This window comes from Treponema sp. OMZ 840 (genome assembly GCF_050937815.1).
Taxonomy (GTDB): domain Bacteria; phylum Spirochaetota; class Spirochaetia; order Treponematales; family Treponemataceae; genus Treponema_C.
The window spans coordinates 39,165-55,701 of record NZ_JACDIJ010000003.1 but is presented as its reverse complement, the minus strand read 5'-3'; the positions used below and the strand labels follow the sequence as shown (position 1 = coordinate 55,701).

19 protein-coding genes and 1 tRNA gene are annotated in these 16,537 nt (G+C 44.9%); 14 read left to right on the top strand and 6 right to left on the bottom strand.

Annotated elements, in window-relative coordinates; translation table 11 throughout:
• Positions 1 to 16: 16 nt before the first annotated feature.
• Complete coding sequence (gene aroA, locus H0R92_RS05965; RefSeq protein ID WP_432962107.1) at positions 17 to 1,444, top strand: 3-phosphoshikimate 1-carboxyvinyltransferase; 1,428 nt, start codon at positions 17 to 19, stop codon at positions 1,442 to 1,444.
• A gap of 17 nt (positions 1,445 to 1,461) precedes the next feature.
• Here aroA and H0R92_RS05960 read toward each other — a convergent pair whose 3' ends face one another.
• Genes H0R92_RS05960 through H0R92_RS05950 form a run of 3 tightly spaced genes read right to left on the bottom strand, consistent with a single transcriptional unit; the run spans position 1,462 to position 3,864 of the window.
• A complete protein-coding gene (locus tag H0R92_RS05960) occupies positions 1,462 to 1,677 on the bottom strand; it encodes a SlyX family protein (RefSeq protein WP_432962105.1) in 216 nt (71 codons plus the stop codon).
• 36 nt (positions 1,678 to 1,713) lie between these two features.
• Positions 1,714 to 3,114, bottom strand: coding sequence for an MATE family efflux transporter (locus tag H0R92_RS05955; protein ID WP_432962102.1), 1,401 nt, complete (start codon positions 3,112 to 3,114; stop codon positions 1,714 to 1,716).
• Between the two features lie 60 nt (positions 3,115 to 3,174).
• Entirely contained in the window at positions 3,175 to 3,864 is a 690-nt protein-coding gene (locus H0R92_RS05950; RefSeq protein WP_432962100.1) for a GNAT family N-acetyltransferase, read from the bottom strand.
• Positions 3,865 to 3,905: 41 nt separating this feature from the next.
• Here H0R92_RS05950 and H0R92_RS05945 point away from each other — a divergent pair, with 41 nt between their 5' ends.
• The 5 genes from H0R92_RS05945 to H0R92_RS05925 all read left to right on the top strand — a co-directional run bounded on the left by H0R92_RS05945 (position 3,906) and on the right by H0R92_RS05925 (position 7,222).
• A complete protein-coding gene (locus H0R92_RS05945) occupies positions 3,906 to 4,613 on the top strand; it encodes an HAD-IA family hydrolase (RefSeq protein WP_432962098.1) in 708 nt (235 codons plus the stop codon).
• A gap of 14 nt (positions 4,614 to 4,627) precedes the next feature.
• Positions 4,628 to 5,116, top strand: a complete 489-nt coding sequence (locus H0R92_RS05940; protein WP_432962096.1) for a hypothetical protein — start codon at positions 4,628 to 4,630, stop codon at positions 5,114 to 5,116.
• A 249-nt stretch (positions 5,117 to 5,365) separates the two neighbouring features.
• Positions 5,366 to 5,438: transfer RNA gene (locus H0R92_RS05935), tRNA-Ala, on the top strand.
• A gap of 78 nt (positions 5,439 to 5,516) precedes the next feature.
• Positions 5,517 to 6,287 (top strand): hypothetical protein, encoded by a 771-nt coding sequence (locus H0R92_RS05930; protein WP_432962094.1) that lies wholly within the window; start codon positions 5,517 to 5,519, stop codon positions 6,285 to 6,287.
• Between the two features lie 116 nt (positions 6,288 to 6,403).
• On the top strand, positions 6,404 to 7,222 hold the full coding sequence (locus tag H0R92_RS05925) for a hypothetical protein (protein ID WP_432962091.1): 819 nt from the start codon (positions 6,404 to 6,406) through the stop codon (positions 7,220 to 7,222).
• Between the two features lie 23 nt (positions 7,223 to 7,245).
• Here the strand turns inward: H0R92_RS05925 and H0R92_RS05920 are convergent, their stop codons facing one another.
• Both H0R92_RS05920 and H0R92_RS05915 read right to left on the bottom strand, forming a co-directional pair.
• The gene (locus tag H0R92_RS05920; protein WP_432962089.1) at positions 7,246 to 8,211 is read right to left on the bottom strand and encodes a ParB/RepB/Spo0J family partition protein; all 966 of its coding nucleotides are present in this window, start codon (positions 8,209 to 8,211) and stop codon (positions 7,246 to 7,248) included.
• Entirely contained in the window at positions 8,204 to 8,959 is a 756-nt protein-coding gene (locus tag H0R92_RS05915) for a ParA family protein (protein ID WP_432962087.1), read from the bottom strand. Before H0R92_RS05915 ends, H0R92_RS05920 begins: the two co-directional genes overlap by 8 nt.
• 66 nt (positions 8,960 to 9,025) lie before the next feature.
• On the opposite strand from H0R92_RS05915, the gene H0R92_RS05910 reads away from it, so the two are divergent.
• The 4 genes from H0R92_RS05910 to purD are packed head-to-tail and all read left to right on the top strand — an operon-like array spanning position 9,026 to position 12,497.
• On the top strand, positions 9,026 to 9,559 hold the full coding sequence (locus H0R92_RS05910) for a gamma carbonic anhydrase family protein (RefSeq protein WP_432962085.1): 534 nt from the start codon (positions 9,026 to 9,028) through the stop codon (positions 9,557 to 9,559).
• Entirely contained in the window at positions 9,556 to 9,897 is a 342-nt protein-coding gene (locus tag H0R92_RS05905; RefSeq protein ID WP_432962083.1) for a hypothetical protein, read from the top strand. The genes H0R92_RS05910 and H0R92_RS05905 overlap by 4 nt, the downstream gene beginning before the upstream one ends.
• Before the next feature lie 2 nt (positions 9,898 to 9,899).
• Positions 9,900 to 11,093 (top strand): class I SAM-dependent methyltransferase, encoded by a 1,194-nt coding sequence (locus H0R92_RS05900; RefSeq protein WP_432962559.1) that lies wholly within the window; start codon positions 9,900 to 9,902, stop codon positions 11,091 to 11,093.
• 39 nt (positions 11,094 to 11,132) lie between these two features.
• Positions 11,133 to 12,497, top strand: a complete 1,365-nt coding sequence (gene purD / locus H0R92_RS05895; RefSeq protein WP_432962081.1) for a phosphoribosylamine--glycine ligase — start codon at positions 11,133 to 11,135, stop codon at positions 12,495 to 12,497.
• Positions 12,498 to 12,626: 129 nt separating this feature from the next.
• On the opposite strand, the gene H0R92_RS05890 is transcribed toward purD, so the two are convergent.
• On the bottom strand, positions 12,627 to 14,279 hold the full coding sequence (locus tag H0R92_RS05890; RefSeq protein WP_432962079.1) for an AMP-binding protein: 1,653 nt from the start codon (positions 14,277 to 14,279) through the stop codon (positions 12,627 to 12,629).
• A gap of 91 nt (positions 14,280 to 14,370) precedes the next feature.
• Between H0R92_RS05890 and H0R92_RS05885 the strand changes: the two genes are divergently transcribed.
• From H0R92_RS05885 to H0R92_RS05870, 4 genes are all read left to right on the top strand, one after another.
• Positions 14,371 to 14,595, top strand: a complete 225-nt coding sequence (locus tag H0R92_RS05885) for a hypothetical protein (RefSeq protein ID WP_432962077.1) — start codon at positions 14,371 to 14,373, stop codon at positions 14,593 to 14,595.
• The gene (locus H0R92_RS05880; protein ID WP_432962075.1) at positions 14,576 to 14,887 is read left to right on the top strand and encodes a YbjQ family protein; all 312 of its coding nucleotides are present in this window, start codon (positions 14,576 to 14,578) and stop codon (positions 14,885 to 14,887) included. Before H0R92_RS05885 ends, H0R92_RS05880 begins: the two co-directional genes overlap by 20 nt.
• 23 nt (positions 14,888 to 14,910) lie before the next feature.
• Complete coding sequence (locus H0R92_RS05875) at positions 14,911 to 15,870, top strand: DNA-methyltransferase (RefSeq protein WP_432962073.1); 960 nt, start codon at positions 14,911 to 14,913, stop codon at positions 15,868 to 15,870.
• Positions 15,871 to 15,956: 86 nt separating this feature from the next.
• Positions 15,957 to 16,454: a DUF2147 domain-containing protein gene (locus H0R92_RS05870; protein ID WP_432962071.1), complete on the top strand. Its 498-nt coding sequence runs from the start codon at positions 15,957 to 15,959 to the stop codon at positions 16,452 to 16,454.
• Positions 16,455 to 16,537 lie beyond the last annotated feature (83 nt).

Sequence of the window (16,537 nt, the reverse complement as noted above, 5' to 3'; positions counted from 1 at the left end):
TTATAATAAAATTCCTATGGATATCAGTGTGCAAAAGTCAACGTTAAAGGGAAGGATGGCAATTCCCGGTTCAAAAAGCCACACCGTAAGGGCGGTTATACTTGCAGCCCTTGCCGAAGGCGATTCCGAAATAGCAAACCCTCTTGAAGGACAAGACGGTCTTTCCGCGCTTAGGGCGGTTGAGCGTATCGGCGCACAAACGGAGCGCTGCGGCGGTTTGTGGAAAATACGGGGTGCCGGCGCCGCCTTTTCGCTTCCGGACGGGGAAATAGACGTGGGAAACTCCGGTTCCGTATTGTATTTTTTAAGCCCGATTGCGGCAACCCGCACGGGCCTTTCGATTTTTACCGGAGACGAATCGATTCGAAGCCGTCCCGTACATCATTTGGCGGACGCCCTTATTCAAGCAGGCGCACACGCCCACACCGAAAAAACCGGCGGCACAACACCGCCGCTTTTTATACGCGGGCCTATAAAAGCTTCGCACATTTACACCGACGGACGGCTTTCTCAATACATAAGCGGTTTTATGATGGCCGCCTCCCTTTTGACGGGCACAACCGAAATCGAATTGTCGGATCCGAAAGAAACGCCCTATTTGACTATGACTAAAACGTGGCTTGAAAAACTCGGCGTTCAAGTGAATATGAGCCGTGATTTTAAACATGTTTCGGTAACCGGCCCGAAAAAATGGCGGGGTTTTAAAACTCTGATTCCCTCGGATTGGGAAGCCGCAGCTTTTCCGCTTATCGCCGCTCTTATAAGCGCAGGTACTTTGTGTATCGAAAATATAGACCTTTCCGGCTCGCAATGCGACGGAATTATTGTGCCGATTTTAAAGTCATTCGGCGCCGATATCCGCCTTGATAAATCGAGCGGCAGGCTGACTGTGTGCGGCGGCAGACGTTTGGCGGTTCATTCTTGCAGTATAAAAGCGGCGGACTTTGCCCTTTATGCGGGAAGCGAAGATGCGGCCGCGTTTTTACGCCGCGAAGATGAGCACACGCTCGGCATAAACTGCTCCGCATTTCCCGATGCGGTGTGTGCCCTTGCGGTTATTGCATGTTTTACCGAGGGTACGGTTATTCTTGAAGATATAGGCGTGTGCCGCAGTAAAGAAACCGACCGCATAGCCCTTATGTGCCGCGAATTAAAGGCTTTGGGCGCCGACATCGAAGAAGGACGGGACTTTTTACTTATACGCGGCCGCTCTCCGCTCAACAAAGACGGCTCTCCCAATCCCGATTTTAAGCTTCACGGCGGCACGGCCGAAACGGGTGCCGACCACCGCGTCGCAATGTCCCTTGCATGTTTGGGCTTGGGGCTTCCGTACGGCGAAGTTTTAACGGTAAAGCAGGCCGAATGCTGTGCCGTTTCGTTTCCCGGTTTTATCGAAGCGATGAAAAAAGCCGGTGCCGCATTTGAATACGTAAAGCATGCATAGCCGTGTATTGCCGGCGCTCAATAATGGGGCGGCCTTATATGGGGCAGTGCGCCTTCTTGATTTTCGGCAAGTTCGGCGACTTTTTGCCTCAGCGCTTTGTTTTCGGCGCTTAAAGCGTCCAATCTTTTTTCATGCTCGAGCGTAACTTTTTGCATGCCTTTTATAAAGTCTTCCAAGTACGCCAATTTTATTTCGATATGTGTACAGCGTTCAACAGTTTCATTGTTTTCCATGCTTTTTCCTCTGTTTTATTTTTAACATAGTTTGTTTTAAGCGGTTCCGGACTGTGCAAGGTTTTTAAGCCAATATTCTTTTTTTAACCATAAAGCGGCAATGGTTGTTTTTATCCAATCGGTTGTTTTAATAAGACCGTACATTGCAACCGGTCCGAGTGCCGTATAATAGGTCAGTACATACATACCAGGAAGAACCAAAAAAAGGTTTGTCGTTACGTCGGTAATAACGCCCATAAGCGCATCTCCTCCCGTGCGCGATACGGCAAATTGGCCGTTTAAATAAGCCCACAGAGGCATATAAGCGGCGTTCATTAAAACCATGCTGCGCGTAACGATTTGGGCTTCGGCACTGAGGTTTGCAAATACAAGGGGTATCAAAAAAGTTGTAAAACTGCCGGTAATACCCATAAAAAGCCCGAAAACAAAAGAGCCGCTTAAAAGCCAGTTTTTTTGCATACGCGCTTTTTTCAAATCTCCCGAACCAAGCGTACTTCCCATAATTACGGTTACCGACGTGTGTATGCCGCCGAAACAAATAAAAAAAAGATTTGCAATCGTAAAACCGGCCGACATTCCGGACACGATTTCTGCACCTCCGCGGCTGTTGTACAAGGCGGTAACCACCGATTCGGTCAATATCCAGCTCATATCGGAAGCCAAAATCATTCCCGACTTCGATAAAATCGATAAAAAAAGCGAAAGACGGATTTTAAATATACGGCATAACCGTGAATAAAAAGGCGGTTGTTTTGTACGTAAATACAGGATAAAAAGGAGGGCTTCACACGAGCGCGCAATTATCGTCGCATAAGCCGCACCGGCGGCTTCCAATCGGGGAGCGCCCAAATTACCGTAAATAAAAATCCAGTTAAAAAAGGTATTAATCAGGGTTGCTATAACAGAAAACACAAGGGGCTGGCGCACCTTGCCGATTTCGCGCAAAGAAGTTCCGGCGGACATGGACAATGCCATCGGAATCCATGTAAAGGCGGCAATACGCATATAAACCGCCGCTTCGGCAACGATTTCGGCACTTTGAGTGTTTCCGTGTACCATAAAAGATAAAACGGGACGGGGATTTACATAGCAAAAAATCGTATATAGAGCGGAAAAGAAAACCGTAACGACGATTTTAAAACGAAACGACTGTTTCATCCCTTCGGAGTCTTTTGCGCCGTTATACTGGGACATAAAAATCCCGCCGGATATGCACAATGAGCTTAAAAATATTAAAAATACAAAGTTTATTTGCCCGGCAATATTCACGCCCGACATTTTTATGTCGCCCAAACCGGCAACCATAAAATTATCGATAAGAGAAACCATGCTTTGAATTAAGCTTTGCGCCATAACCGGCAGTGACAAAGCAAGAGCCTTTTTATAAAAAGAGGGAGAACCTAAAATCTCCCGTTTGTGAAATACCGAAGCTTTCATACAGTCATCCTAAAAAAGCCGTCCTGCAATAACGGCACAACTGAAGGCCTAAAGGCCGGGTTAAACAGTACCTTTCAAGCAGATTCCGTATAAAAAAATACGCGAATTAACACTGCTGCTTTGGGGTACTCCCAAACAGCCCCTTATTTCCTTTATACGGGTAAAGCCGCCCTTGTCATAAAATCGATAATCGCAGTCCGTGTCGGTTGCAAGCACAAAGCTTGTTAAATCCCGCTCGGCTGCCCATTCAAAAAAACGCTTTAACAAATGCTTTGCAAGTCCTTGTCCTTGAGCAGCTTTATCCACAAATAAACATAAGATTTCGGAATCGTAATCTATATCGTTAAATAATTTTTTTTGCACAGCTTTGTAATCTCTAAAAGCTTTACGGGCAGTACTGCGTTTTCCGTAACAACCCAAAAGCCACAACATAAAGATTTTTACAAAAAAAAACGTCAACCGTACTTTTTTTTTCATCGCATTCGGCACAGATTGCAAACCGCTGCATTTTATTTCGGCAAATAAAAAAGCCGTACACTTTCCTTTTTGAGCGCCCGTTTTTACAATCGCCGTATCCGTATAATCGCTGTGCAAACGAAACCAATCGATTACAAAACCGTTAAAAAAGCTTATATTTTTCGCATCGGGAAAATACTTATCAAAGCGCCATGTCGGTGCAATAATGCGTTCACAGCTTTTTTTATCGCAGCCTCTGTACGGGCGGAACATATAATTCATAAAGTCTATCATATATCTTTACAATAAAAAACGCTACAGGTATACTAAAGACTATGATAAAAAACCTTTTATTCGATTTAGACGACACCCTCTATTGTTCATCCAGCAGTATCGGACCGAATACTCGTAAGCGGATGATACGTTTTATTGCGCGCTTTTTAAATAAAAGCGAAGAAGAAGTTATGGAAGAACGCAGCCGCAGAGTGCGTTTTTACAGCACGACCTTAGAGTGGATAGTGCGCGAACACGGCTTTTCCGACATCGACTCTTATTTTCGTTTTATACATCCGGACGAAGAAGTAAACGAAATCGAATTCGATCCCGGTTTGCGCCCCCTGCTGGAAAGCTTGAATAAAACTTATCATTTAAGCCTTTTAACCAATTCTCCGGCAATTCACTTTGAAAAGATTCTAAAACATTTAAATGTATACGACTTATTCGACGGTATATACGGTATCGAAGAAAACAAATTTCAAGGAAAACCGGCGCCCCAAGCCTATCTTAATGCCGTAACCGACAAGGGATTTACCGTCGAAAACACCCTGTTTATAGACGACCTGCCCAAATACATAAAAGGCTACAGCGCTTTGGGCGGGAAAGCCGTCCTCATCGACGAAACCGGCCGTTTTGCGCATATGCCCCTTGTCGAGGAAGCTCCCTTTGCTCGATTGAAATCCGTACACGAACTTCCAGCTTTGCTAAAAAAATTACAAGCGGCGGATTCCGCATCCGCCGCAAAAAAAACGGGAGTGCAGGTATAAGGGTGTTTTTTTCAATGATTTTTTACACGGATAAAAAAGGCCGCGGTATTTGGACAATAAACCCCGTTTTTAGAATGTCGATGATATGCATCTTCGTTTTAACCGGTGCCGCCGCCTATATCTTTCCTCGCACCGGCGAGGGCAGTGCTTTGCCTGCCGCCGTCGTTATGCAAACCGTGTGTGTGTTTTTGCCCCTCATCGGCTCCGTTTACCGCGATTGCCTCATTGTGGAAGTGCAAACAAAAACGCTTACATATAAAACGGGCTTTGCTTTTTTTGTAAAAAAACGCATGCTTTCTTTCGAGGAAATCGCTGCGGTTTGTCTTGTGTCCGTTATGCAGGGCAAAAAATCAATTGAAACTCAATGCATCCTTCGTTTAAAAAACGGCGGACCGCCGCTCGACATCGAACACGTTAAAAAAAACGGCCGAAACGCCCTTATGTCCAAAGCCGAAAAAACCGCCGCCCTTATCGGCTGCCCCGTCGAACATATCGGCATATAAACGCTTTACCGCAACAAAGCGCCAGCTTGACAAATTACGTTTTAAGCCGTATATTTAAAACACTGATTAATTTTTCAAGTCAACCTGTTAACAAGGGACATATGTCCCGCAAAATCCTTTTATATTTTTTTCGAAAAATATAAATAGGCATCCGAATGAAAAAAGGAAGCTGCGGCTTCCTTTTTGTTTTTCCGCAATTGCGTAGACTTGTCATAAATCGCAAAATCGGATATACTATACAAAATAAACGGGGTATTAGCTCATCTGGTAGAGCGATTGGTTCGCAATCAATAGGTGGTCGGTTCGAGTCCGATATACTCCAAAATAATTGCTTGTAATGTAAGCATTTACTTTTCTTTTTTACGTCTTAATTGAGGCGAATAAAACGGGCATAATTGATTTGATTTCAGAAAACTTAGGCAAAAAAACAGAACCGGATAAACAGCGTTTTATACAATACGGCACATCGGGAATCGGCACATTGCCCGGAAAGATTCTTATTATTTTACTATTGATAAGCATAAACCTTATTCTGTATGCAACGGAACAGGAAAGCGATTATATTAAGATTAATGATGTTGAATACAAGTTGTTTACAAATCCTATAAATCAATTGCTTCAATTTGAAGATTTTCACAATCAATATATTACGGTCGTCAATACGATAAAAAATTTTTCAGTTTCCTCTGCATGTTGGAGAGGGTATACAGCTTATTTTGAAATAAAAAATGATTTATTATATTTATACGATATAATAGTTCATACCGTTTCTTTGGAGAATATCGGGAACCCCGAAAATAAAGATATATCAATTTATAGCAAGTTATTTGATAGTAAAACATCCTTTTTTTGTGATTTTTATTCCGGTGTTTTAATAATCCCGGCCGGAGAATGTATAAAAGAAATATACAGCGGTTATGATTCTATATATGAAAACTATCTGATAATAAAAATTCATAACGGACAAGTCGTTCAAAAAAAAGAATTTAAATACAACGAATTGGAAGATAGAAAGATGGAAGCATTTAAAAAGTACAAACTGACTGAGAAATATAAAACCGACTTTTCCGAAGCAAAAAAAATATTTACCGTTGTTACTTTTGCCGAAGAACTTGATAATATATTGTATAAATCCGATGAATTATATTTATACGATTATTTTAGTTTTTGAAAAAACGCCGGAATGATTTACGTGCATAGTACAAAAGAAATTGTTGATGATATCAGGAAGTTCCGTTTAAGCATAGTCCGGCCTTGCAATCGGAAAGCCGGAAAAAGAGCTGATAAATGAAAAATAAGGTTTTATTTTTTTTAATTGTGCTTTATGCGGTCAGCGGAATGTATGCCCTTTCGCCCGAAAACGAATATGATTATCTCTATACCGATTTGATGAATTTTTACACGTATGGGTATAAAAAAACGTTTGACGAACGCATTATGAAATCAAACGGAAAAATAAATTTTGCACAAGGCTCTCTTACCGTAACGGGAAATAAAACCGACATCGCAATTCAAGGAAGCGGTTTTTTTAAAGTTTTGGATTCCGAAGGGAATGACTATTATACGCGCTGCGGTAATATTCTTTGGAATACGGATTTTAAGTTGGTCATTAAATGTGCTGACACTATATACTATCTTCCTGCCGAACCGCTTCCCGCCGCCTTTACTTCAATCGAGATAAAAAACGACGGATATATCGTATGTGAATACTTTGAGAGTGAAAAAATAAAAAACAAAAAAACAATAGGCCGGATAATATTGTATGATATTTCAAATAACGATGTGGAATACTATGACGGATATGTAATAAAGACAAAAACAAAACTTACGGAAAATACGCAATCGGCTATACATAACAAATGTCTTGAATTAAGCAATGTTCGGCTTGATGATATTCTTATAAGAATGTTATTTCTTATAGAAAAAATGGACGACAGCCTGATAAAAGGAAAAAAAACAAAAAAATTCTTAATTGAAAAGTTACTTGATATCGACTATAGAAAAAGTATTCTCCGGGAAACTTTTTCTGCAGACGGACAAATGCCGCTATTGCACGTTTCCGCTATGCAGGATTATTTGTCATGCCTTAAAAGAGATTATGAATAAGGTAAGTATGTCGTCTTTTCCCCTTACTCTGCAAAAAATATATTGTAAAGGCGGTCCAAATCTTCGCGAGAAAAATAGTCGATGGTGATGCTTCCGCGCTCGAAATTTCCTTTAAGCGAAACCTTTGTACCGAGCTTTTCTATTAAGTTTTGCTCAAGAAAAACGTAGTCGGCATCGCGCTTGTCGGCGGGTTTTGCCGTTTTTTTTGCCGAAGCTTTTTTACCCTCATTCATTTCAGCGGCAAGCTCTTCGGCTTCACGGACGGATATGCCGTCCTCGATGATACGCTTAAACAGTTTGTCGCGCGAGGAGATGTCGTTGACCGATAAAACCGCACGGGCGTGTCCTGCAGAAAGGGTACCCGCCGAAAGGGCGTCCTGCATGTGTTCGGGAAGCTTTAAAAGGCGAAGGGCGTTTGCAACGGTCGAGCGGTTTTTACCGACGCGGCGGGCCGTTTCTTCCTGGTTTAAGTTGCCCAGCTCCATAAGTTTATAGTAGGCTTTTGCTTCTTCGAGCGGGTTTAAATCTTCGCGCTGAATGTTTTCGATGAGGGCGACTTCAAGTTTTTTGGTATCCGAAAATTTTTGAATACGCACGGGAACTTCTTTAAGCCCCGCCATACGGGCCGCCCGTGTGCGCCGCTCGCCTGCAATAATATAATAAAAACCGCCTTCGGCTTGCTCGACGAGGATGGGCTGAATAATGCCGTGCTCTTTTACGGAAGCGGCCAAATCTTTTAGGGCTTCTTCATCGAATTCGCGGCGGGGCTGATGCGGGTTCGGCTGTAATAAGTCGACGGGAATAAAAATATCGGCGGATTTTAAGCCGCCCGTTTTTTGATCGGCGAAAACATTATTTTTTTGTTCGTTCTTTTGTCCGTTTTTTTGTAAAGATGCGGATGTGCCGCCGCTTGCAAAAGATTCGCCGGCTTCCGATTCCGCCTGCGGCAAAAGGGCGTCAAGGCCCTTGCCCAAACCGCCCTTAGCCACGACTCACCACCTCTTCGGCAAGTTTTTCATAGCTGCGGGCGCCGATACAGGACGGGTCATAAAGACAAATCGGCTTACCGTGCGAAGGCGCTTCGGAAAGCCGTACATTACGCGGAATAATCGTTGCAAATACCGAATCCTTAAAATACGCTTTTACCTGCGTAACTACATCGTTTGCAAGACGGGTGCGTGAATCGTACATTGTAAAAAATATACCGCCGATTTCCAAATTCGGATTGATGGATTTTTGCACTTTTTTTACCGTTTGCAGCAAAAGGGATATTCCTTCCAAGGCGAAATATTCGCACTGCATGGGAATAAGTACGGAATCGGCCGCAGCAAGACCGTTTAGAGTTAAAAGTCCCAACGAGGGCGGGCAGTCTATCAAAATATAATCATAGAGAGGTAAAAGCGGCGTTAAAGCTTTTTTCAAAAAAAATTCGCGCTCGGCTTGATCGACAAGTTCTATCGCCGCACCCGACAAATCGATTGAAGCCGCAACGGCATCCAGGTTAATAACTTCGGTATGACGGACGGTTTGTTCGTAGGTCGATAAACCCGCCATCAATTCGTATATCGTGGGCTTTTCTTTCGAAATACCTACACCCGAAGACATGTTTCCCTGTGAGTCAAAATCAACTAAAAGAACTTTTTTACCGGCAGCCGCCATATATGCACCGATATTAATAGCCGACGTGGTTTTCCCGACGCCGCCTTTTTGGTTTACAAAAACATAGACCTTTGCCATATCTATAGTATATCATTTTTTTAATAAAAAGTATATATTAGTATGAGGATAATACAAGGAGAATTTATGCAGGAACACTATCTGAAAGACCTCCGTCTAAAAGGCGGCCATATACACGAAACGTCCTTTATCGCATGGAACGCGCATGTAAGCGGAAATGTCGAATTGGCGGAAAATACATCGGTATGGTTTTCCGCAACGGTCCGCGCCGATATGGCTGCAATAAAAATCGGCAAAAACAGCAATATTCAAGACAATGCGGTTGTCCATGTGGATGAACATATTCCCTGCATTATCGGCGAAAACGTAACGGTCGGGCACGGTGCAATCCTTCATTCATGCACCGTAGAAAACGGCTGTACGGTCGGCATGGGTGCGATTATTTTAAACGAAGCCCATATCGGAAAAAATTCGATGGTCGGCGCGGGTGCTTTGGTAACGCCGGGAAAATCGTTTCCGGCAGGGAGCTTGATTATAGGCTCTCCTGCAAAGGCTGTCCGCGATTTGCGCCCCGAAGAAATCGAAGCGATGAAAAAAAACTGCGAAAATTATGTCACTCATGCCCGTGAAGAAAAAAAACGGGAAGAGGATAAACGATGACCCTGCAAACTCTGATTGAAAATTTGCCGGCAAATATTGTATACCTTCCGCCCGAAGCACATAAAATCGAATTTACTGAAGTAATTGCCGGGGATTTGATGAGCGATATTTTAGTGTCGCAAAAAGATCAATACTTGCTCGTTACGGGGCTTGCAACCGAACAGGCAATCAGAACGGCAGACGTTTCCGGGGCTGCGGCGGTGCTTTTGGCAAACGATAAGCTTCCGTCGCTGAAAATGAAAGAGCTTGCCGAAGACTGCGGCATTCCGCTTTTGGCAACCGCGCTGCCTCTTTATGAAGCATGCGCTGCTATTTGTAAGCTTATGATGTTTGCATAGTGATGATTACGGATATATCGGACATACTGAACGGCTGTACCGCTCTTGTTTTATCGAACCCTTTAAAAAAGGGAAACTGCGCGGGTATTGCCGATTGTATAAAAGTGCGCATACGCAAAATACCCGGCGAACGTTTTTTTGCCGAGTTTTTTACTCAAACGCAGGTTTTTCACCGAACTTTCAAAACCGAAGACTTCCGTCTTTTTGCACAAACCCTTCCCCATACCGACGATACGTTATGGCGCCAATGCCTGATTATAAGCGATAAAAAAGAAATCAGGGTGCTGACGAACAAAAGGGGCAAAAGTACCGTGCTGACAAAATTAAAGCCGGATAACGGAGAAAATGCATTCGGTTTTAATCGGCAAAAAAATTACATTATCGCCGAAAACCGCCCCGTACCTTTTTTAACGGCTTTGGGCATTATGAATGCCGACGGTAAAGTGCTTGCAAAAAAATATGCAAAATTCCGCCAAATCAACCGTTTTTTGGAATATATTGACGACGTCCTTTCCGATTTGACGGCGGACGGGGCGGGAACGGAGCGCCCGCTTAATATCACTGACTTCGGCTGCGGAAAGTCATACCTTACCTTTGCCGTCTATCATTTTTTAACCGCAATAAAGGGCTTGCAGGCACATATTATCGGCTTGGATTTAAAGGCCGGCGTTATCGAAGACTGCCGCACCTTGGCCGAAACATTGGGCTTGTGCGGCTTGGACTTTAAAGTGCAGGACGTCCGCACGTACAAAGTTTCCGACGAAAAACCCGTCGATATGGTTATTTCCTTACATGCATGCGATACCGCCACCGATTATGCCCTTGCATTCGCCCTTACACACGGCGCCCGCATTATCCTCTGTGCTCCCTGCTGTCAGCACGAATTGAACGCACATATCGACTTGGGCGAAACCGGCCGGCCGTTCACAGCTCTTATGCACTACGGCATTATAAAAGAACGTTTTTCCGCCCTTGCAACCGATGTTATGCGCGCCGAATTGGTAAAAAAGAGAGGCTATGCCGTTGATATTTGCGAATTCATCGACACGGAACACACGGCAAAAAATCTTCTTATACGCGCGGTCCGCCGCACCAAAAGCTCCAGTCCGAATGTACGGCAGGACGGCTCCTACGAGGATTTGTGCCGCGCCCTCGGTGCGCGCATTACGCTTGAAAAACTGATTGCATACTTATAAAATAGCTATATTCGGAAAAAAATAATCGGGAGAAATAAAATGAATGTTATGCTTATAGGTTCCGGCGGCCGCGAGCATGCGCTGTGCTGGGCACTTGCAAAAAGCGATAAAACCGCAAAAATCGTATGCGTTCCGGGCAATGCCGGAACGGCTGCGGAAGCGAAAACTGTAAATGTCAAGCTGCCGTCGGGCATTTCGCCGGAACCCGGCAGTATCGATTTTTTTGTTAAAACCGCCGGCGAACACAAAATCGATTTTGTGCTTGTCGGCCCGGAAGCTCCCCTGTGTGCGGGGCTTGCCGACGCTTTATGGGAAAAAGGAATTCCCGTTGTCGGACCGAAAAAAGATGCCGCCGAACTTGAAGGCAGTAAAGATTTTGCAAAAAACTTTATGAAAAAATACGGCATTGCTTGTGCCGACAGCATTACCGTAACCGAAGCGGCACAAGCGGAATCATATATAAAAACAAAGGGTGCTCCGATTGTTATAAAGGCCGACGGTTTGGCTGCAGGCAAGGGGGTTGTCGTCGCCGCAACAAGGGAAGTAGCTTTAAAAGCGGTTAACGATTTTATGAAAGCCGGAACACTCGGACAAGCGGGCAAAAAACTTGTTTTGGAAGAATATTTACAGGGAAGCGAAATATCCGTTTTGGCGGCAGTTTCGGTTTCTCCGGAACTTGCCCGGAAAGGAAAAGCGGCGATTGTTCCCTTTGTCGCCGCCCGCGACCACAAACGCCTGCTCGACGGTGCGCGCGGAGCAAATACGGGCGGTATGGGTGCCGTTGCTCCGGTGCCCGGATTGAGCGCCGATGTAAGCGAAGCCTTTGCCCGTACAATACTTGAGCCGACTTTAAAAGGATTTATTGCCGAGCGTATCGAATACCGCGGTTTTATTTTTTTCGGTCTTATGCTCACCGATTCGGGGCCGAAACTGCTTGAATACAATGTCCGTCTGGGCGACCCTGAAACACAGGCGGTGCTGCCCCTTTTAGACTGCGATTTTGCGCACTTGTGCAAGGCAATCCTCGATGTAAAGAATGAAGGCACGTTAAAAGAATTCGACATTCGCTGGAAAAAAGGCTTTGTGTGCGCCCCCGTCGCCGTGTCCGGCGGCTATCCGGAAAAATACCGCACGGGCTTTCCGATAATGCAAAACGTGCCGCCGACAGCGCAGAATACACAGGATGTAAAGATATTTTTTGCCGGTGCGGAATACGCCGATTCTACCCGCCGCAATCCGCCGCAAACTTCCGGCGGCCGCGTTTTGGCAGTTTCCGCTTTTGCACCGACCCTCGACGAAGCCCGCTCAAAAGCCTATGAAGCTCTTAAAACCATACGGTTTGAAAATATGTTTTATCGAACCGATATAGGCCTTCCGGGTGCCGCCGATTCGGGGAATCTCTAAAAAAAAGACGTTTGTAAACATAGGGTGTTCCGGCTTATCGGCAGGACATAGGGCGCACAAAGAGGAATTTAGAAAAAACGGCGCAATTTTTAGCGCTGCCCGATCGCCCCCGATACAATCCGTCCCGATTTATTCCTGTCGGGCACGTATTGCAGCCCGGCTTATTTTACCGTTATGCGTTTTAGGCAGAGCGTCCACAAATTCCAAAGAGCGCGGCGCCTTGTACAGGGCGGCATTTTTTTTGGCAAAAAACATCAATTCCTTTTCCAAAGCCGTGCTTGCCGTATAGCCGCGGTTTAAAACCACAAAGGCTTTTACCGCTTGACCGCGCTTGGGGTCGGGAACACCGGTTACCGCACATTCAAAAACGGCCGGATGCTGCAGCAAAACCGATTCCACTTCAAAGGGACTGATACGGAACCCCGAACTTTTTATCAAATCGTCCGTGCGCGAATTAAACCAAAAATAACCGTCCTCGTCGCGGCTTGCCGCATCGCCGGTATGATATACGCCGTCGCGGAACACTTCCGCCGTTTTTTCGGGGTTTTTATAATAACCGCCGAACATACCGAAGGGCTTGCGTTTATCCAAGCGTAAAATAATTTCACCGACCTCGCCGGTATCGCAGCTTGAACCGTCCGGCCGCACGATATCGATATCATAACCGGGGGCGGGTTTTCCCATGGAACCGGGTTTTATCGGCATGCCCGGAAAGGTTCCCGTTACCAAAGTCAATTCGGTTTGACCGTAACCTTCCCGCAGCGACAAGCCGGTTTTTTCTTTAAAGGTTTCAAATATATGCATATCCAAAGCTTCACCGGCGGTTGTACATTCTTCGAGAGCCGATAAATCATAAGATTCGATATGTTCGCGTATAAGATAGCGGTAGACGGTCGGCGGCGCACAAAAGGAAGTAATGCGGTATTGTTCCAGCTTTTCAAGCAATTTACGCGGAATAAAAACTTCCATATCGTACACAAAAACCGCACAGCCGCACAGCCACTGTCCGTAGATTTTTCCCCACATCGCCTTTGCCCAGCCGGTTTCGGCAACGCTTAAATGCCGGCCGCCTTTTTTTACCCTTTGCCAAAACTTCGCCGTCGCTATATGTCCCAAAGGATACAGATAATTGTGGGCAACCATTTTCGGATTCCCCGATGTTCCCGACGTAAAGTACATTAAAGCCGTGTCTTCGCCGCAGGGGTAGTCTTTACCTTCGGGCGCTTTAAATTCGCAGCTCATGTTTTTTGACAGTTTTTCAAAAGAAATCCAGCCGTCCATTTCATCGTGAACCCATACCAGCATCGGCTTTTTATATACCGCTTCGGCGGCCCTTTGAATCTCCTGTTGAAGATTTTTTTCCTGTACCGCGACAACCATTTTAATTTGTGCCGACTGTATGCGGTATTCTATATCGTGACAAGCAAGCTGAACCGTCGCAGGAACCGCAATCGCACCGATTTTATGCAAGGCGGGCAAAATAAACCAAAACTCATAGCGCCGGCGTAAAAACAGCAATACCGTATCGCCGCGGCCTATACCCATTGCCGTAAAAAAATTGGCGGCTTTATTTATTTCTTTTGCCAATTCTGCGAAAGAAAAAATGCGTTCTTCGGTGTCATCGCACCACACCAACGCTTCCGTATCCGGCGCATCCTTTGCAAAGCGGTCTATAACGTCATAGGCAAAGTTAAAGCGCTCCGGTATATTCAGCGAAAAAGAGTCATGCGTTTTTTGCCAGCCGCCGCTCTCGTCGCAGACAAGATAATCTTCATAAAACATAGTATTCTCCGAACTATTTAGACAAAATCAAATAAAAAAGGTTGCATAAAAGGCGCTTGCATGTTCTTCGCTTATATGGTATATAATTTTTATGCACATACATACAAAAAAAATGATAGCTCCGATTTTAATCGTTTTTTGTGTTTTGGTATACTCGCTATTCAATCTTTTTGCGTACAAAAACAATACTCCCCCTATTTTTAAAGTTGCGGTATTTGTTATTCTGTTTGTAATCGCAGCTGCTTTTATATGGCTGCTTATAGAGCGCATAAAAGAAATCAAAGGAGGAGAAGAAGATGATCTTGGTAAATACTGATTTTATATCCGGTAAAGATTTGGAAACGCTCGGATTGGTAAAGGGAAGCACAATACAATCAAAGCATATCGGTCAGGATATTATGCAAAGCTTTAAAACGGTAATCGGCGGTGAACTGAAGGGCTACACCGAAATGATGAATACCGCGCGCGCTTTGGCGACAAAACGCATGTGCGAAGAAGCCGAAAAACTCGGTGCCGACGGTATTGTCAATGTCCGTTATTCGTCCGCTGCGGTTATGCAAAATGCGGCGGAAGTAATTGCATACGGAACCGCCGTAAAATTCAAATAAACCAGTTTTACACAGACTCGTCAATGAGCAACTCGGATATAAAGCAGCGTTCTCCCAAAAATAAAACGCTTCGTTTAAGCGAAGAAGAACGGGTTTTGTATAAAAGCAAGCTTGTGTATGCCGGCTCCCAAACGCTGTCTTTAGAAACGCTCAAAAATAAAACGCTGTGTGCGGATTTATTCGGCGTCCTTGATGCTTTGCCTCCTTTTTGTGCCGACTTGCTTATTATAGACCCTCCGTACAACCTCGATAAAAATTTCCACGGATTTAAATTTTCCAAAAGCGGCGACGAAGCGTATTCGGAATACGTATATTCGTGGTTTCCGCGTCTTTTACGAGTATTAAAACCGAACGGCTCCGTATATATATGCGGCGACTGGAAAAGCAGCTTTTGTCTTTATGAGATTATGAAAAAGCACACGGTTGTCCGCAGCCGTATTACCTGGCAGCGCGAAAAGGGACGGGGCGCACGGGCAAATTGGAAAAATGCCTGCGAAGATATTTGGTTCGGTACAATCGGCGACGATTACTATTTCGACGCCGATGCAGTAAAGCAAAAGCGGCGCGTTCTTGCCCCCTACCGCGAAAACGGAGCGCCTAAAGATTGGCAGGAAACCGAAAACGGGAATTTCCGCTTAACGAGCGCCGGCAATTTTTGGGACGATATTTCCGTTCCCTATTGGTCGATGAGTGAAAATACCGATCATCCCACACAAAAGCCGGAAAAATTAATTGCCAAATTGATTCTTGCAAGCTGCCCCGAAGACGGCCTTGTTTTCGATCCCTTTCTCGGTTCCGGAACGACTTCGGTTACGGCAAAAAAACTGGGGCGTAATTTTATCGGTATAGAAATGAACGAAGAATATTGCTGCTGGGCGGAAAAACGCTTAAAAAGCGCCGAAACCGACAAAACGATACAGGGATACGCGGACGGTGTTTTTTGGGAGCGCAATACATCGACCTTTCAGCAAAAACGGAAATAAAAAAGCCCCGCCGGCACCAATCTTGACAAACAAATCCTTTCGTTTCATACTGTAATACACTTTATATTACATGAGGAGTTTTATACATGAAAAAACCGATTTTTGCGGCTTTGCTTGTGCTCTGTGCCGCCGCCATCGCCTTTGCAGCCGATCCCGTTGAGGGCTATTGGGTCAGTATTAACGAAGAAGGAAAGCTGACCGCCGGTTGGCATATTTATCAAAAAGACGGCGTTTTATACGGCGAGATTCTTGCCGCTGCCGACGAACCCCGCGACAAAATTGCAACGGCCGTAAAAGAATCCTACAAAGATTTTCCCGTTGCCGGAGTTGTAAACAAAATGCCCCTAGTCGGCACTCCTTGGATTTGGGGCCTTACGTCTAAAACTCCGGGTCAATGGGCGGGCGGAAACATCATCGATCCTGCCGACGGAAAAATATACAAATGTAAAATCACATTCCGCAAAGCAGACGGCAAAAAATATAAAGAAGACACCCTTGAAATGCGCGGCGAAATCGGTATGGGCATCGGACGAAGCCAATTTTGGAAAAAATCCACAGCGGAAGAAATCGATAACATAAAATAAAAAATTGTTTACATGCGCTGCTTGATTTAACGTATGTTTGCCCCTCCAAGCTTACACCGTTTTTAGCGGCATAAACATAAAGC

Excerpts from the sequence above, each read along its gene's own strand:
- aroA (WP_432962107.1), top strand. The coding sequence starts at position 17 with ATGGATATCAGTGTGCAAAAGTCAACGTTAAAGGGAAGGATGGCAATT.
- H0R92_RS05960 (WP_432962105.1), bottom strand. The coding sequence starts at position 1,677 with ATGGAAAACAATGAAACTGTTGAACGCTGTACACATATCGAAATAAAA.
- H0R92_RS05955 (WP_432962102.1), bottom strand. The coding sequence starts at position 3,114 with ATGAAAGCTTCGGTATTTCACAAACGGGAGATTTTAGGTTCTCCCTCT.
- H0R92_RS05950 (WP_432962100.1), bottom strand. The coding sequence starts at position 3,864 with ATGATAGACTTTATGAATTATATGTTCCGCCCGTACAGAGGCTGCGAT.
- H0R92_RS05945 (WP_432962098.1), top strand. The coding sequence starts at position 3,906 with ATGATAAAAAACCTTTTATTCGATTTAGACGACACCCTCTATTGTTCA.
- H0R92_RS05940 (WP_432962096.1), top strand. The coding sequence starts at position 4,628 with ATGATTTTTTACACGGATAAAAAAGGCCGCGGTATTTGGACAATAAAC.
- H0R92_RS05925 (WP_432962091.1), top strand. The coding sequence starts at position 6,404 with ATGAAAAATAAGGTTTTATTTTTTTTAATTGTGCTTTATGCGGTCAGC.
- H0R92_RS05915 (WP_432962087.1), bottom strand. The coding sequence starts at position 8,959 with ATGGCAAAGGTCTATGTTTTTGTAAACCAAAAAGGCGGCGTCGGGAAA.
- H0R92_RS05910 (WP_432962085.1), top strand. The coding sequence starts at position 9,026 with ATGCAGGAACACTATCTGAAAGACCTCCGTCTAAAAGGCGGCCATATA.
- H0R92_RS05905 (WP_432962083.1), top strand. The coding sequence starts at position 9,556 with ATGACCCTGCAAACTCTGATTGAAAATTTGCCGGCAAATATTGTATAC.
- H0R92_RS05900 (WP_432962559.1), top strand. The coding sequence starts at position 9,900 with ATGATTACGGATATATCGGACATACTGAACGGCTGTACCGCTCTTGTT.
- purD (WP_432962081.1), top strand. The coding sequence starts at position 11,133 with ATGAATGTTATGCTTATAGGTTCCGGCGGCCGCGAGCATGCGCTGTGC.
- H0R92_RS05890 (WP_432962079.1), bottom strand. The coding sequence starts at position 14,279 with ATGTTTTATGAAGATTATCTTGTCTGCGACGAGAGCGGCGGCTGGCAA.
- H0R92_RS05885 (WP_432962077.1), top strand. The coding sequence starts at position 14,371 with ATGCACATACATACAAAAAAAATGATAGCTCCGATTTTAATCGTTTTT.
- H0R92_RS05880 (WP_432962075.1), top strand. The coding sequence starts at position 14,576 with ATGATCTTGGTAAATACTGATTTTATATCCGGTAAAGATTTGGAAACG.
- H0R92_RS05875 (WP_432962073.1), top strand. The coding sequence starts at position 14,911 with ATGAGCAACTCGGATATAAAGCAGCGTTCTCCCAAAAATAAAACGCTT.
- H0R92_RS05870 (WP_432962071.1), top strand. The coding sequence starts at position 15,957 with ATGAAAAAACCGATTTTTGCGGCTTTGCTTGTGCTCTGTGCCGCCGCC.